The organism is Serratia sp. root2 (assembly GCF_031931805.1).
Classification (GTDB): domain Bacteria; phylum Pseudomonadota; class Gammaproteobacteria; order Enterobacterales; family Enterobacteriaceae; genus Serratia; species Serratia inhibens.
Map to the genome: position 1 here is coordinate 666,580 of NZ_JAUJXB010000001.1, position 15,356 is coordinate 681,935.

The 15,356-nt window shown below is 56.1% G+C and carries 13 protein-coding genes; 11 read left to right on the top strand and 2 right to left on the bottom strand.

Translation table 11 applies throughout. From position 1 onward, the window contains the following. The first annotated feature begins 26 nt into the window (after positions 1-26). From pqqU to lpxO, 3 genes are all read left to right on the top strand, one after another. Positions 27-2,174 (top strand): TonB-dependent receptor PqqU, encoded by a 2,148-nt coding sequence (gene pqqU, locus QZQ97_RS03145; protein WP_311992215.1) that lies wholly within the window; start codon positions 27-29, stop codon positions 2,172-2,174. Positions 2,175-2,902: 728 nt separating this feature from the next. Further along, complete coding sequence (phoH, locus tag QZQ97_RS03150) at positions 2,903-3,688, top strand: phosphate starvation-inducible protein PhoH (RefSeq protein ID WP_004945903.1); 786 nt, start codon at positions 2,903-2,905, stop codon at positions 3,686-3,688. A gap of 231 nt (positions 3,689-3,919) precedes the next feature. Next, complete coding sequence (gene lpxO / locus QZQ97_RS03155; protein ID WP_311992216.1) at positions 3,920-4,822, top strand: lipid A hydroxylase LpxO; 903 nt, start codon at positions 3,920-3,922, stop codon at positions 4,820-4,822. 56 nt (positions 4,823-4,878) lie between these two features. Here lpxO and chaA read toward each other — a convergent pair whose 3' ends face one another. Both chaA and QZQ97_RS03165 read right to left on the bottom strand, forming a co-directional pair. Then, positions 4,879-5,979 (bottom strand): sodium-potassium/proton antiporter ChaA, encoded by a 1,101-nt coding sequence (gene chaA / locus QZQ97_RS03160; RefSeq protein WP_311992217.1) that lies wholly within the window; start codon positions 5,977-5,979, stop codon positions 4,879-4,881. A gap of 372 nt (positions 5,980-6,351) precedes the next feature. Then, positions 6,352-7,170, bottom strand: coding sequence for a siderophore-interacting protein (locus QZQ97_RS03165; protein ID WP_311992218.1), 819 nt, complete (start codon positions 7,168-7,170; stop codon positions 6,352-6,354). Between the two features lie 131 nt (positions 7,171-7,301). Here QZQ97_RS03165 and chaB point away from each other — a divergent pair, with 131 nt between their 5' ends. The 8 genes from chaB to QZQ97_RS03205 all read left to right on the top strand — a co-directional run bounded on the left by chaB (position 7,302) and on the right by QZQ97_RS03205 (position 15,239). Further along, positions 7,302-7,529: a putative cation transport regulator ChaB gene (chaB, locus tag QZQ97_RS03170; RefSeq protein ID WP_311992219.1), complete on the top strand. Its 228-nt coding sequence runs from the start codon at positions 7,302-7,304 to the stop codon at positions 7,527-7,529. 387 nt (positions 7,530-7,916) lie between these two features. Then, on the top strand, positions 7,917-8,612 hold the full coding sequence (locus QZQ97_RS03175) for a gamma-glutamylcyclotransferase (RefSeq protein ID WP_311992220.1): 696 nt from the start codon (positions 7,917-7,919) through the stop codon (positions 8,610-8,612). 301 nt (positions 8,613-8,913) lie between these two features. Continuing rightward, a complete protein-coding gene (gene cbl / locus QZQ97_RS03180; protein ID WP_212556435.1) occupies positions 8,914-9,867 on the top strand; it encodes an HTH-type transcriptional regulator Cbl in 954 nt (317 codons plus the stop codon). 385 nt (positions 9,868-10,252) lie between these two features. Beyond that, a complete protein-coding gene (locus tag QZQ97_RS03185; protein ID WP_311992221.1) occupies positions 10,253-11,821 on the top strand; it encodes an ABC transporter substrate-binding protein in 1,569 nt (522 codons plus the stop codon). Beyond that, on the top strand, positions 11,821-12,873 hold the full coding sequence (locus tag QZQ97_RS03190) for an ABC transporter permease (protein WP_311992222.1): 1,053 nt from the start codon (positions 11,821-11,823) through the stop codon (positions 12,871-12,873). Before QZQ97_RS03185 ends, QZQ97_RS03190 begins: the two co-directional genes overlap by 1 nt. After that, positions 12,870-13,739 carry an ABC transporter permease gene (locus QZQ97_RS03195; protein WP_311992223.1) on the top strand — a complete coding sequence of 290 codons (870 nt, stop codon included), beginning with the start codon at positions 12,870-12,872 and terminating at the stop codon, positions 13,737-13,739. Before QZQ97_RS03190 ends, QZQ97_RS03195 begins: the two co-directional genes overlap by 4 nt. Then, positions 13,729-14,571: an ABC transporter ATP-binding protein gene (locus QZQ97_RS03200; protein ID WP_311992224.1), complete on the top strand. Its 843-nt coding sequence runs from the start codon at positions 13,729-13,731 to the stop codon at positions 14,569-14,571. The genes QZQ97_RS03195 and QZQ97_RS03200 overlap by 11 nt, the downstream gene beginning before the upstream one ends. Continuing rightward, the gene (locus QZQ97_RS03205; protein WP_311992225.1) at positions 14,568-15,239 is read left to right on the top strand and encodes an ABC transporter ATP-binding protein; all 672 of its coding nucleotides are present in this window, start codon (positions 14,568-14,570) and stop codon (positions 15,237-15,239) included. Before QZQ97_RS03200 ends, QZQ97_RS03205 begins: the two co-directional genes overlap by 4 nt. The last annotated feature ends 117 nt before the right edge of the window (positions 15,240-15,356 follow it).

A 15,356-nucleotide genomic window follows, 5' to 3' on the forward strand; every position in this document is an offset into this window, starting at 1 on the left:
CCGATCCCTTTAACGGCATTCTCCTGATGAAAAACACCCGTAAAAACACGCTGGCGTCCGCCATCGTTATTCCCGCCTTATTGCCCCTTTCGTTCTGTTATGCGCAGGACAAGGATGGGGAACAGACTATGGTGGTGACCGCCAAACGCAGCGGCCTTTCCGAACTGTCGACGCCTGCCGCCGTCAGCGTGGTGAACGGCGATCAAATCCGTGATGCCAAGCCTCAGATCAACCTGTCTGAAAGCCTGGGCAGCGTACCTGGCCTGCAAATTCAGAACCGCCAGAACTATGCGCAAGATTTGCAGCTATCGGTACGGGGCTTTGGTTCTCGTTCTATGTATGGCGTGCGGGGCGTGCGGATTTATGTGGATGGCATCCCGGCTACCATGCCGGATGGGCAGGGGCAAACCTCCAATATCGACCTGAACTCGGTCGAAAAGGTGGAAGTGCTGCGCGGGCCGTTTTCCGCGCTTTACGGTAATTCCTCCGGTGGCATGGTGAATGTGGAGACCGAAACCGGCCAACAACCCAATCGCCTTGAGGCGAGCAGCTATTTTGGCAGCTACGGCACCTGGCGCTATGGTGTCAAAGCCACCGGGGCGACCGGGGATGGCAGCCATGCCGGCGACGTTAACTACACCATTTCCGGTACCCGTTTTACCACTCAAGGGTTCCGCGACCACAGCGGTGCGCAAAAAAACCTCGGCAACGCCAAGCTGGGCGTGCGTATCGACGATGTCAGCACGCTTACGTTGTTGTTCAACAGCGTGGATATCAATGCCAACGACCCCGGCGGCCTGACGTCTGCCGAATGGCACGACAATCCACGCCAGGCACCGCGAGCCGATCAATACAATACGCGCAAAACCACCTCGCAGACCCAGGCAGGATTGCACTATGAGCGCCAGATGGGGGCTAATGATGACCTGAGCGTCATGATGTACGCCGGCGAGCGCGAAACCACCCAATATCAGTCGATCCCGGTCGCGGTACAGCAGCGCAGCGCGCAGCACCCGGGCGGGGTGATTGACCTGACGCGTCATTATCAGGGGATTGATACGCGCTGGACCCACCGTGGCGAACTGGCGGCGGTGCCTTATACCCTGACCGGCGGCCTGGACTATGAAACCATGACCGAACAGCGTAAAGGGTATGAAAACTTTACCCAGTCCAACGGCGTGACCGAGTTGGGCACCCAGGGAGCGCTACGCCGCAACGAGCGCAACCTGATGTGGAATGTGGACCCTTATCTGCAAACTTCATGGAAACTGACCCCGCAACTGACGTTGGACGCCGGGGCGCGTTACAGCACCGTCAATTTCGATTCCAACGATCACTACGTCACCGGCAGCAATGGCGATGACAGCGGCAGCGCCAGCTATCATCAGTGGTTGCCGGCCGGTTCCCTCAATTATGCCGTCAGCCGCGGCTGGAATCTGTATTTGTCCGCCGGCCGCGGTTTCGAGACCCCGACCATCAACGAGTTGTCCTATCGCCCCGGCGACCAAAGCGGGCTCAATTTCGGCCTGAAACCGTCAACCAGCGATACGGTGGAGTTTGGCAGCAAAACCCGTATCGGCAATGGGTTATTGACCGCCGCCGTTTTCCAGACCGACACCAAGAATGAAATTGTCGTCGATGAGAGCAGCAACGGACGCACCAGCTACAAAAACGCCGGGCAGACCCGTCGGCGCGGGCTGGAGTTGGCGTTGGATCAGCAGTTTGCCTACGATTGGCGGCTGCAACTGGCCTGGACGCTGCTGGATGCGCGCTACCGGGATGACGTGTGCGGCGACAGCCAGTGTTCGGCGGATAATAAGGTGCCAAGCGGCAATCGCATGCCGGGCATTGCGCGCAATATGGGATTCGCCTCCTTCGCCTGGGCCCCGCCTGAAGGCTGGTATGCCGGCGCTGAGGTGCGCTATATGAGCGACATCCAGGTGAATGATGAAAACACCGAACAGGCGCCGTCCTATACCACCGTGGGGTTGAATACCGGTTACCGCTATCCGGTAGGGAACTGGATGCTTAACGTTTTCGGCCGCGTGGACAACCTGTTTGATCGCCAATACGTTGGTTCGGTCATCGTCAATGAAGGCAACGGCCGTTATTACGAACCGGCGCCGGGCAGGAACTGGGGCGGCGGGGTGAGCGTCTCTTACTCCTTCGAGTAAAGGCATTTTCGGCCCGGCGACGGGCGAGTAAACCCAGTACTTCAGGGCGGGAGATTTCCCGCCTTTTTTATTAATAAAGTACGGCGCCAGGGGGACAGCGTGGCGGCGTGCCGCTAAAAATGCGGACAATACCGCGCTTTTTGTTTGTGCAAAATTTAATCAGGAAACCAAAATGTCATCCGCTACTTTTAATCATAACTATTTGATCTGGCTGGGTGATAAAATTTCTCTGGAATGGCGTAAACAGCGTGATATAGTGTTCTTGCGTTATCTGAAAACAAAAAAGATTAAAATTTTTTACATTTTAGTAACGCGATGGGTTTGAATGTCATTATACTGTAATCATCTGGCGGTAGTTTTCACAAGGTGCACAGCGGAAGCTGTAAATAACACTGCGGGGATCGCTAATGGTAAAGTCCTTGGTTGGGCTGGAAAGAAAAAACAATACACCTTCTCTGATTTCTCGTTGTAACGAGGGTTCTCTCTCCGACTCTCTTTTCCTGGCAACTCCGCATTCTCGGCACGACAAATTCTTGTCACTTTTTACTCCGCAATTAATTACGCAACCGCGTTATCCCGTGAAAAAACGGCGCGCCGCAACGCCCGCGTATTCACTTCGTCTATTGGCTTTTATTGGCTCTGAAGGAAGCCAAAACCTAATCCGTGTGTGAAACATAATCGCGCGGCCAGGCCGCTGCGGTAGGTGAAACAAACTGTAAGGTGCCACTATGAGACAAAAAGCAGTGATCAAAGCACGTCGTGAAGCGAAACGCGTTATTCGTCGTGACGCTCGTAGTCATCGCCAGCTGGAAGAAGAGTCCGTAACCTCGCTGGTACAAATGGGTGGAGTTGAGTCTATCGGCATGGCGCGAGACAAGCGCGATAGCTCTCCCATCGAGGCTAGAACCGAAGCTCAGGGTCATTACTTAATCGCCATAGATAAAAAGCAGTTGATATTTGCCACCGGCGAAGCCGGCTGCGGCAAAACATTCATCAGCGCCGCGAAGGCGGCAGAAGCCCTTATACATAAAGAAGTGGATCGGATTATTGTTACACGTCCGGTTTTGCAGGCGGATGAAGACCTCGGTTTCTTGCCCGGGGATATTTCTGAGAAGTTCGCCCCTTATTTCCGCCCGGTGTATGACATTCTGGTGCGCCGCTTGGGATCGTCCTTTATGCAATACTGCCTGCGCCCGGAAATCGGCAAGGTAGAGATCGCGCCTTTCGCCTACATGCGCGGGCGTACCTTCGAAAATGCGGTCGTTATCCTGGATGAAGCCCAGAACGTGACCGCCAGCCAGATGAAGATGTTCCTGACCCGTTTGGGTGAGAACGTAACGGTAATCGTCAATGGTGACGTAACCCAGTGCGATTTGCCGCGCGGCGTGAAGTCCGGCCTCAGCGATGCGATGGAGCGCTTCGAGGAGGATGAAATGATCGGCATCATCCGCTTTGATAAACAAGACTGCGTCCGCTCCGCCCTGTGCCAGCGCACGCTCAACGCCTACAGTTAACCTGCCTGCTACGACGAGGCCGCTTCGGCGGCCTTTTTCTTTTCTGCCGCTCATCCCCGCCTGCCAATTCGCCATGTAAATTATTGTAGGTTTTTGTATGGATTTTAGTTGCATTAGCGTTAATGATTAGTGGTGTTCCAAATGGGCGCCAGCCTTTACCTGGCAAACGGAATAGTTGCGTTGTGCGCCGGTTTGGCGCGCAGGTGTTGGGCTTCTCACAGCGGTTCAGTCATGAAATATATTATTTTAATTTTATTTATTTTATGTGTGGTCTATATCCATTATCGCGGCCGGGTGCGTTATACCTTCTGGCGGCAGCTTTCCGATCATTCCACCTTTACCGCGCCGCTGAACGTTTTTATGTATCTGTTCTCGCGCGTGCCGATAACGCCTTATCTGCAACCGGAGCAGTTTCCCGAACTGGCGGTATTGCGGGATAATTGGCAAACCATCCGCGAGGAAGGGCAGCAGTTGATGGCGATCCAGCAAATTAAAGCTTCGGATCAATTCAACGATGCCGGCTTCAATTCGTTCTTCAAAACCGGCTGGAAACGTTTCTATTTGAAATGGTATGAAGACAACCATCCGTCGGCGATGAGCCTGTGTCCACAGACCACCGCGCTGCTGCGCGGCCTGCCTTCGGTCAAGGCGGCGATGTTTGCCGAACTGCCGGACGGTAGCCGCCTGCCGCGCCACCGCGATCCGTACGCCGGTTCGCTGCGTTACCATCTGGGGCTGATTACGCCCAATGACGATCGCTGTTTTATCGAGGTCGACGGCGAACGTTACAGCTGGCGTGACGGCGAAGGGGTGATGTTTGATGAAACCTATCTGCATTACGCCGAGAACCAGAGTGGGCAAAACCGGTTGATTCTGTTTTGCGATATCGAGCGGCCGATGCGTTATCGCTGGGCGCAAAGCGTCAACCATTGGTTGGGGCGTAACCTGATGAGTGCGGCCACTGCGCCAAACGAAGAGGGCGATCGTACCGGCGGCGTTAACAAGCTGTTCAAGTATATTTATGCGGTACGCAAAGTGGGGAAACGGTTAAAGGCATGGAACCGCACCGGTTATTACATCATTAAATGGATTCTGTTCGGCGGGATCGCGGCGGGCATTTTCTTCGCGGTATAAATCCTGGCGGTGCAGGCGGTTTAAGAAGAGGGGCGCAGAGTGCGCCCCTCGGTCATTCAGGAAAAGATGGTCATCATGTAGGCGGCAAACAGCGCCAGGTGCGCGGTACCGTTCAGCACGTTGGTGCGCCCGGTGGAGAACGACAGCTGGCACAGCAGCAATACCGTCAACATCACCACGATATGCGGCGTCTGCAGGCCGAAGATCAGTGTCTGGCCGGTGAGGGTAGCGATGATGGTTACCGCCGGCACCGTCAGGGAAATGGTCGCCAATACCGAGCCGAAGAACAGGTTCATGGCGCGCTGCACCTGATTGTTCAATACTGCGCGCAGGGCGCCCAGACCCTCCGGCGACAGGATCAGCAGCGCCACCAGGAAGCCGGTAAACTGCGCCGGGGCATTCACTTTGGTCAGCAAACCTTCCAGCGGGTTGGCGTTGAACTTGGTCACCGCGATCACCGCAATCAGATGCACGACCAGCCAGGCCGCATGCCAGGCGCTGCTGTGTGAGGAAGGCTTGCCGTGGTGCGGGTCACCGTCGTCATCTTCATGCTCGTACACGAACAGGCTCTGGTGGGTTTTGGTCTGGATCACCAGGAACACGCCATACATGGCGGCAGAAATCACCGCGACCAACAGTGCCTGACCGGTGCTGAAGTTACCCCCCGGCAGCGCGCTCGGGAACACCAAAACGATGATCGCCAGCGGGAAAATCGCCATCAGGTACTGTTTGATACCGCCAAGGTTGACGTACTGGGTGGCGAACTTGCGGCCACCGAGCAGCAAAGCGACACCCACCAACCCGGCGGTAACGATCATGATGATGGAATAAAGCGTATCGCGCATCAGCGCAGGAGCCGCGTCGCCGGTAGCCATGAGTGCTGAAATCAGGCTCACTTCGAGAATAACGACCGACAGGCTGAGGATCAGCGAGCCGTAGGGTTCCCCCAAACGGTGAGCCAGTACGTCCGCATGGCGTACCACGCTAAAGGCGCTGCTGAGAATACCGATCAGGGCGATAATGTTAATGCCGACGATCAAGGGAAAGTTGCCGGTGCTGCCCCATAGATTCAGAACTACCAGGGCGGCGATGGGGAAAATCAGCGAATATTCGGTGTGGCGGGATTTGGATCGGCCAGGATCGTGTTGCGACTTCATTTTGATGGTACTCCTTCTCAAACAGCGTGGACCCGTCATCGCTGACTGCCGTGGTACGGCAACTCGCGTATCCAGAATGTCTACCCGCCGCCTTTCACGCTGCCGCATTGTTGGCCGCAGTTTGAAATCCATTGGGTATATTTATATTTAATAATAATAGGATACACCCTGTGTCTTGTGGCGGGTAATGATGTGATGTTGTTTTACTTGAAAAAGCAATTGCTTGCTTTGTGTGACAAGGTTAACAAAAAAACCGCATCTGATGCGGTTTTATTTACTTACTTTTACGTAGTGGGATTAATTTTTCGCATCAATGGCGCATAAATTGCAGTTACCTACGCATTGCATGGTTAATAAACGGGAAAATTCCCATTAGTCGTCAATATTATCCATGATTTCATGCCGTTTATTATGATAACCCTCTTCATTTAACCCTTCACGCCAGTAAGGTACGGCATAAAGCTGATTACGGTCACATTGACGATCGCGGCGCAGGTAACGACGCAGTTCGACCACCAGGCGATCCTCACCCGCCAGCCAGAACTGGGTTGCGGCCTGCGGCAGGGGCAATGCGCAAAATTGGGTTATCAGCTCCGGCGTTTTTTCGGTGCCGCCGATAATCCAATTCAGCTCGACGCCGGCAGGTTTTTTCAGGCTGATAACGTCGGCGGCTGTATCCACGCGGATAAAAGCCTGGCCTTCGCTGCTCGCCGGCAGCTGTTCCAGCAACGCGGCCAGCGCGGGCAAAGAGGAAGGGTCTCCGGCCAGGCAGTAGAAATCGGCCGGCGGCAGCATCGGTTTGGGTCCACCGGGGTTGCTGATGCCAATTTTATCGCCTGCTTTAGCCTGGCGCGCAAAGTTTACCGCCGGGCCGCTATGATCGTGAATGGCGAATTCGATGTCGATCTCGGCCAGCTCCGGGCGCACGGCGCGCACCGAATAGGTGCGGATAATCGGGCGCACCGCATCCGCTGCCCAAACCGGGCCGTTGGCGGTCAACGTTGGGAGATCCGGTTGCTGTTGGCCTGTGAGCGGCAGGAAAACCTTGATGTGCGCGGCAGCGGCTTGCGCCGGGTAATAGCGCAGGTCTGGCGCGCTAAAAGTGATGCGACGCAGGTGCGGCGTAATGTCACGGACAGCGGCGACTTCAATCAGGTAAGGCGCGCGTGAGCGGGGGGCATCGGTATTCACGGTGATCTCCTTATGTTCGTTTGGCGCCGAGTATATCATGTCATTTGATAATGAGAATCGTTTGCTTGGTTGAGGTCGCTGGTGGTGTTGACTAGGCTTATAAGCTCATACGTCGCTACGGGAGAAAAGTTATGCCGTATAAAAGTAAGAGCGCCTTACCCGACAATGTGAAGAATGTGCTGCCGGAACACGCGCAAGAGATCTATAAGGAAGCGTTTAACAGCGCCTGGGATCAATATCGGGATCCGGATGACCGCCGCGGCGATGACAGCCGCGAAGAAACGGCGCATAAAGTCGCCTGGGCGGCGGTGAAGCAGACCTATCGCAAAGGTGACGACGATCGTTGGCATAAAAAGTAGCTTTAAATCCCGGCATAACGTGCCGGGAAAATCACAATATCTGCATAGCTAAGCATGCAGTTAATATTATTGCTCCTGCGTACAAATACTTTTTCACTTTATCTACGTTTTGAAACTTGATTGCGGATCGAGAAAAGAATAAGGTCATTATTATCGTGGAGTGACTTATACCCTTCATACTTGAAACTGCATCTGTGTTGGCCGCGTCCGCGCACCCCAGTCACTTAGTTTACTAAGCTCCCGGGGATTTACGGTCTTGCCGCCTTGATGCAGCTCCAATTATTTTGGGTATATTGAATTAATAAAATTCCGCATCCAATAAATAAAAATTCCAGAGATCGCAGTGGCGAGGGAGTATGAGTGTCCTATTCCCAGGAGGTTGTTAAGGTGTTAACGCGAGATTTTCTGCAAAAGGCAGATTGCAAAACAGCATTCGGCACAATTGAGGAGTCGCTGTTACTGACATCAGAGCAGCGTGCGGCCTCGCTGAATTGTACTTTATCCCGTCGTCCGGATAACAGCCCGGTTTGGGTATTCGGTTATGGCTCGCTGATGTGGAACCCGGTATTCGAATCTGAAGAGGTTCGTCCGGCTACGTTGCAGGGGTGGCACCGTGCGTTTTGCCTGCGGTTAACCGCAGGGCGCGGCACCCTGCATCAGCCAGGGCGCATGCTGGCGCTGAAGGAGGGCGGCCATACTACCGGGCTGGCGTTCCGCCTGCCGGAAGAGAAGCTGCGCGAAGAGCTGGAACTGCTGTGGAAACGCGAAATGGTGACCGGCTGTTATCTGCCGACCTGGTGCGATCTCCAGCTTGCCGATGGCAAAGTGGTCACCGCGCTGGTGTTCGTGATGAACCCGCAGCACCCCTTGTTTGAAGAAGACACCAGCCATCAGGTGATTGCGCCTCTGATAGCCAGCGCCAGTGGGCCGTTGGGCACCAACGCCCAATACCTGTTTGCACTGGATAACGAGTTGAAGAATCACGGCATGAAAGATGATTGCATCGGCGATTTGGTCAACTACGTGCAGCAGTGGCTGCAACAGAACACCTCCGGTCCTATTGGCGGCGAAGCGACCGCCTGATCTCTGGGCCGAAACATCCTTTCCAAACGGGCTCTGCATGCAGGGCCCTTTTTTATATATCCAATGCCTATATTTAATAACTTTATTTCGCAGGAATATTTAACCCACAGTTAGTGAGTGGTTTTCTATCTTGTTAATATTAAAGGTATTCGTTATTTTATCTTGAAAAAGCAGTTAATTCGCGACCCTCAAAAATTCACTTAGCATGAAAATGCATAAGTAAAGGTTATTTCTTATTTGTTCCCTCCCACCAGACTCAGTATCACTGTCGTTAACACTATTGCTCGACAGGGGGGAAGGGATGAACTTTCAACAACTAAAAATTATTCGTGAATCGGCGCGTTGCAACTACAACCTGACCGAGGTCGCCAACACTTTATTTACCTCGCAATCTGGGGTTAGCCGTCATATTCGTGAGCTGGAAGAAGAGCTGGGCATTGAGATATTTATCCGCCGCGGGAAGCGTTTATTGGGTATGACCGAACCGGGTAAAGAGCTGCTGGTGGTGGCGGAACGCATCCTGAATGACGCCAATAATATCCGCCGCCTGGCAGACGTATTCAGCAGCAACGACTCTGGCCAACTGCATATCGCCACGACCCACACTCAGGCGCGCTACAGTCTGCCGGGGGTGATTAAAGAGTTCCGCGCGTTATATCCGCGGGTGAGAGTGGTGCTGAACCAGGGCAGCCCGGAGGAAATTGTCGCCATGCTCGCTTCCGGCGAAGCCGATATCGGTATTGCCAGCGAACGACTGATGAGCGACGAATCGCTGGCGGCATTTCCCTACTACCGTTGGCATCACACCATTTTGGTGCCGGAGGGGCATGAACTGACGCGTCAGCCACAGGTCACGCTGGAGATGCTCAGCACGCTGCCGCTGATCACCTATCGGCAGGGCATCACCGGCCGTTCGAAGCTTGACGCCGCTTTCAAAGCGGCGGGACTGACGCCGGACATCGCATTGAGCGCACAGGATTCCGACGTGATTAAAACCTATGTCGAGTTGGGGCTGGGGGTGGGTGTATTGGCGGATATGTCGTACGAGAAAGAGCGTGACCGCGGGCTGGTCAGCCTCAATGCGGAACACCTGTTCGAACCCAATACCGTGTGGCTGGGGTTGAAACGCAGCCAGTTACAACGTAACTATGCCTGGCGGTTTATCCAGCTGTGCAACCCGACGCTGTCACTGACCGAAATCAAGGACAAGGTGTTCTCCTCACAGCTGGATGCGGTGATCGATTACCAGATTTGACCCGGCGAGAAACATGAAAAGCCGGGCAGGTTGCCCGGCGATAGAGGAGCCTAAAGCTGCTTTTTCAATAGCTTTCTAACCCGACGGCGTTTGTTTTTTCCATTTGATCATCCCCAATCTTGGCCAGCCGCACGCTAATCGCAGGCCAGGGGCAATGCAAAACGCGTTTTTCAGATGCGCATCATCACGCAAGAGACGTTATTGGCGACAAAGTGTGCGCACGCCGTTGCGGACAACATCGTGGAACTTAGCCTGCTTAATAATCAAAATCTCATCTATAGATATAAAAAGAATATCTATAGTTATTTAAGTACCTTCGCCTGCCGAATGCTCTCACATACACTCGCGAAATTACTATAAATTCCATCCGCTTGGAGAGTTTCTGATGAAAGCGTTCGTTCCTTCTTTGCTATTTTTGGCCGTAGCGGCCAGTTTCAACACGCAGGCGGCGACCCCGGCGAATACGTTGGTGATTGCCCAGTCAATTGATGACGTTGTCAGCTTTGACCCTGCCCAGGGCTTTGAATTAACCACGGTACAATCGTTCAACAGCCTGTATCAGCGCCTGATCCAGTCGGATCCGCAGAACCCTATCGACCTCAAACCTACTCTGGCCAGCGAATGGCAGGCGGGCAGCGATAACCGTAGCCTGACCTTCAGCCTGCGGCCGGACGCCAAATTCTCCAGCGGCAACCCGCTGCGTCCAGAGGACGTGATCTTCTCGTTATCAAGGGTGGTGAAGCTGAACCTGGAACCCTCGTTTATCCTCACTCAACTGGGTTGGAATGCTAAAAACGTCGACCAGCACCTGAGCAAGGTGGACGATAACAAGGTGAAAATAAGCTGGAGCGAAAACGTCAGCCCGGCGTTCGTGCTCAGCCTGCTGTCGGCACCGGTGTCGTCGATTGTCGATGCCAAAGAAGCGCTGGCGCACCAGCAGGGCGATGATTTGGGGCATCAGTGGCTGAACAGCCATTCGGCCGGCAGCGGCCCGTATAAAATCCGTACCTATGTGCCGCATGAAGTGGTGGTGCTGGATGCCAATCCAACCTCACCGGAAGGCGCGCCAACGCTGAAAACCGTACTGATCAAGAACGTGCCGGATCCGGCTGCGCGCCGTTTGCTGCTGGAGCAGGGCGACGCCGATATTGCACGTAACCTGGGCGCAGATCAGATGGCGGCGCTGAAAGACAAGCCAGGCGTAAAACCGTTGGCCATCCCTTACGCGTCACTCTACTTCCTGCAGTTCAACGCCAAGGCGTCACCGGCACTGAGCAATCCGGCGTTCTGGGAAGCGGCGCGCTGGCTGTTCGACTATAAAGGCATTGCCGACGATCTGCTGAAAGGCCAGTTCCAGAACCATCAGGCCTTCCTGCCGGAAGGCTATCTGGGCGCGCTGAAGGACCGGCCGTACAGTTTTAATCCGCAAAAAGCCAAAGAAATCCTGGCGAAGGCCGGCCTGAAAAACGTCAGCTTTAAGCTGGACGTCAACAACCAACCGCCGTACCTGGATATCGCCCAGGCGTTGCAGGCCAGCTTCGCCCAGGGGGGCGTGAAGGTGGATCTGGTGCCGGGGCTAAGCGCGCAGGTGTCCACCAAGGTCAAAACCCTGAACTATGATGCGGTCCTGACCTCGTGGGGGCCGGATTATTTTGACCCGAACACCAACGCCGCCGCCTTCGCCTATAACCCGGAAGACGGCAGCAAAACCCTGGCCTGGCGCGCCAACTGGCAAATTCCTGCGCTGAGTAAACTGACGCTGGCGGCCACGGCGGAGAATGACACCGCCAAACGGGTGGCGGATTACCAGCAGTTGCAGAAATCCGTTCAGCAAAGCTCGCCGTTTGTTATCGGCCTGCAAGCGCGCAGCCTGATCGCCGTGCGCGACAATCTGAAAGGCTACGTGCAGGGTATCAATCCCGACATGGTGTTCTACAGCAAGGTCAGCAAGTAATGACAACCCGTTCTTCCTCTGCCGGGTTCGCCCGGCACAGCTGGCACTGGGGCCGCAGGCTGTTTACCGGCGTGTTGTCCCTGGCGCTGACGCTGCTCGGCCTGTTGCTGTTCACCTTTATGCTCTCGCATCTGGCGCCTATCGACCCAACGTTGCAAATTGCCGGCGATCACGCCAGCGAAGCCACTTACGCCCAGGTGCGCCACGATCTGGGGCTGGATCAGCCGTTGCCTGTGCAGTTCTGGCGCTATCTGGTGCATCTGGCGCACGGCGATATGGGGATATCCCGCATCACCTCGCAGCCGGTGCTTAGCGATCTGCTGCGTACTTTCCCGGCGACGGTAGAGCTGGCCACCTGCGCCATTATCCTCGGCGCCTTCGGCGGCATTACGCTGGCGTTTCTGGCGGTGCTCAAACCGGGCAGCTGGCTGGATAACGCGGCACGCCTGCTGTCGCTGATAGGCTATTCGGTACCGATCTTCTGGCTCAGCCTGCTGGGCCTGCTGCTGTTTTATGCCACGCTGCATTGGTCTGCGGGGCCGGGGCGGCTGGATGATATCTACCTTTACAGCATGGAGCCGCGCAGCGGATTTGTGCTGATTGATAGCTGGCTGTCCGGCGATCGCGAGATGTTTTACAACGCCATCAGCCATCTGTGGCTACCGGTGGTGGCGCTGGCGCTGCTGTCGATGGCGGGCATCACCCGGCTGCTGCGTGCGGCGATGCTGGAAGAGTGCAACAAAGAGTACGTCACCCTGGCGCGATCCAAAGGTGCCAGCCGCGTGCGCATTCTGTTGCGTCACGTGTTTCCCAACGTGCTCGGCACGCTGATCACCGTCTTGTCGCTGTCCTACGCCAGCCTGCTCGAAGGCGCGGTACTGACCGAAACGGTGTTCGCCTGGCCGGGCGTCGGGCGTTATCTGACCACCGCGCTGTTTGCCGCCGATACGCCGGCCATTCTTGGCGCTACGCTGCTGATCGGCACCTGTTTCGTAGTGCTTAACGCACTGGCCGACGCGCTGACTTATTTAGTGGACCCGCGAACCCGATGAGCCAATACCTTTCAGAACATGAGCCCCAGGGCGAACCGGCTACCGGCTACCGCTCACGCCGTCGGCTGACGACGTTGACGATTGGCGCGACGCTGGTGGCGATCCTGATCCTTACCGCACTGTTGGCCCCGTGGCTGGCGCCGTTCGATCCCAACCTGCAACACATTGAGTTGCGCCTGCTGCCGCCTTCCTCCGGCCATTGGCTGGGCACCGACGGTTTTGGCCGCGACTTGCTGTCGCGGGTGATCTACGGCGCGCGCCCGACGCTGATTCTGGTATCTCTGATCCTGCTGCTGACCATTCCTATTGGCCTGCTGGTGGGTATCAGCGCCGGTTACCTCGGTGGCTGGGCGGAGCGTATTTTGATGCGCGTGACCGACATTTTTCTGTCGCTGCCCAGCCTGGTGATTGCGTTGGCGTTTGTTGCGGTGCTTGGCCCTGGGTTGATGAACGGCGCGCTGGCGTTGGCATTGACCAGTTGGCCCGCTTTCGCTCGTCAGGCGCGGGCGGAAACCCTGGCATTGCGTCGCAGCGACTATCTGGCGGCGGCGCGCATGCAGGGTATCGGCGGCCTGAGGTTGATGGTCGGCCATATTTTGCCGCTGTGTCTGCCGAGCGCAGTAGTTCGCGCCGCGCTGAGCCTGGGCGGGATTATCCTGTCCGCCGCCGGTTTGGGTTTTCTCGGCATGGGCGTTGCGCCGCCGACCGCCGAATGGGGGTCAATGGTGGCCGAGGGCAGTAAAGTGATTTTCGATCAGTGGTGGGTTGCCGCCGTACCGGGCGGGGCGATCCTGTTCGCCAGCCTGGCTTTTAACCTGCTGGGCGATGGCCTGCGCGATAAAATGGATCCTCGTCATGGGCATTGATAACCGCTTATTAATCGCCGACCGATTGTCGGTGCTGCTGCCGGCACCACAGCCGGTTGCGCTGGTAAAAGAGATTTCTTTCAGCATGGGGCAGGAGCGGCTGGCGCTGGTCGGTGAATCCGGTTCCGGCAAATCCTTGACCGCCCGTGCGTTGATGGGGCTATTGCCCCCGCCGTTGCAAGTGCGGGCGCAGCGCCTGACGTTGGGCGGGGACGAACTTACGCGGCTGAACGAGCGCCAGTGGAACCGGCTGCGTGGTACAAAAGTGGCGATGGTGATGCAGGATCCCAAGCATGCGCTAAACCCCACCCAGCCGATAGGCAAGCAGGTGGAGGAGCCGCTGTTGCTGCACACTCGCCTGGGCCGGGCCGAACGGCGGGAAAAGGTGCTGGACATGCTGGCGGCGGTAGGCTTGCCCGATCCGGCGGCGCTGCGTCAGCGCTACCCGCATCAGCTTTCCGGCGGCATGGGGCAGCGGGTGATGCTGGCGATTGCGCTGATTAACGATCCGCAACTGCTGATTGCCGATGAACCGACTTCCGCGCTGGATCACCAGATGCGCGATCAGGTGTTGCAACTGATCGAAAATCTGGTGGAGCAGCGCAATATGGGGCTGATTCTGATTAGCCACGATTTGCAGCAGGTGGCGCACTACTGCGAACGGGTATTGGTGATGTACAAGGGGGAACTGCTGGATCAACTGCCCGCCGACCAGTTGGCCTCGGCCACGCATCCTTATACCCGCACGCTATGGTCGTGCCGACCCAGCCGGGAAACCCACGGCAAACTCTTGCCGGTATTGGATCGCGCGCTGCTGGAGGCGCTGAAATGAGCCTGATTACTTTGGAAAATCTGAGCGTCAGCCACCGTCAGGGCTATGAGCTGCGCACGGTGGTGCATGACGTCAATCTGCATATCGAACGGGGCGAGTGCTTCGGGCTGGTCGGTCCCTCAGGCTGCGGTAAATCCTCGCTACTGTGGGTGCTGGCCGGGTTGAACGAGAACTGGAGCGGCGGTTTCCGTCTGCTGGGCCAGGATCTGCAGCCCGGTCGGCCGTTCACCGGCACGCTGCGACGTGAGGTGCAGATGGTGTTTCAGGACCCTTATGCTTCGTTGCACCCCAAGCACCGGCTGTTGCGTACGTTGGCGGAGCCGTTGAAGTTGCTGAAAGAGCGCGATATCGAACAGAAAATCAGCGCCGGTTTTCGGCAGGTGGGGCTTGACCCTCTCTTGCTGGATCGCTATCCGCACCAGCTTTCCGGCGGCCAGCGCCAGCGGGTGGCGATAGTGCGGGCGCTGCTGCTAAAACCGAAACTGCTGCTGCTGGACGAGCCGACGTCGGCGCTGGACATGTCGGTACAGGCGGAAATCCTTAACCTGCTCAACGATCTGAAGCAAGCGGGCGATCTGACCATGATCCTGGTCAGTCACGACGCCGACGTCATCGACCACATGTGCGATCGTGCGGTGGCGATGGCGCACGGCCGGTTGGTGAGTTGAGAGAATACCCGCCGCTCTGCCGGTGGGTATATTCATCTGTGTAATAAATAAAGCAATTTATAGTCGTTCTTCTTATAAGCTCGCCCCCCTACACTCGAAAAATAACGCATCCGCGTG

Bases quoted from the DNA above. Each gene is read 5' to 3' on its own strand.
- pqqU (WP_311992215.1), top strand. From the start codon at position 27: ATGAAAAACACCCGTAAAAACACGCTGGCGTCCGCCATCGTTATTCCC.
- phoH (WP_004945903.1), top strand. From the start codon at position 2,903: ATGAGACAAAAAGCAGTGATCAAAGCACGTCGTGAAGCGAAACGCGTT.
- lpxO (WP_311992216.1), top strand. From the start codon at position 3,920: ATGAAATATATTATTTTAATTTTATTTATTTTATGTGTGGTCTATATC.
- chaA (WP_311992217.1), bottom strand. From the start codon at position 5,979: ATGAAGTCGCAACACGATCCTGGCCGATCCAAATCCCGCCACACCGAA.
- chaB (WP_311992219.1), top strand. From the start codon at position 7,302: ATGCCGTATAAAAGTAAGAGCGCCTTACCCGACAATGTGAAGAATGTG.
- cbl (WP_212556435.1), top strand. From the start codon at position 8,914: ATGAACTTTCAACAACTAAAAATTATTCGTGAATCGGCGCGTTGCAAC.
- QZQ97_RS03185 (WP_311992221.1), top strand. From the start codon at position 10,253: ATGAAAGCGTTCGTTCCTTCTTTGCTATTTTTGGCCGTAGCGGCCAGT.
- QZQ97_RS03190 (WP_311992222.1), top strand. From the start codon at position 11,821: ATGACAACCCGTTCTTCCTCTGCCGGGTTCGCCCGGCACAGCTGGCAC.
- QZQ97_RS03195 (WP_311992223.1), top strand. From the start codon at position 12,870: ATGAGCCAATACCTTTCAGAACATGAGCCCCAGGGCGAACCGGCTACC.
- QZQ97_RS03200 (WP_311992224.1), top strand. From the start codon at position 13,729: ATGGGCATTGATAACCGCTTATTAATCGCCGACCGATTGTCGGTGCTG.
- QZQ97_RS03205 (WP_311992225.1), top strand. From the start codon at position 14,568: ATGAGCCTGATTACTTTGGAAAATCTGAGCGTCAGCCACCGTCAGGGC.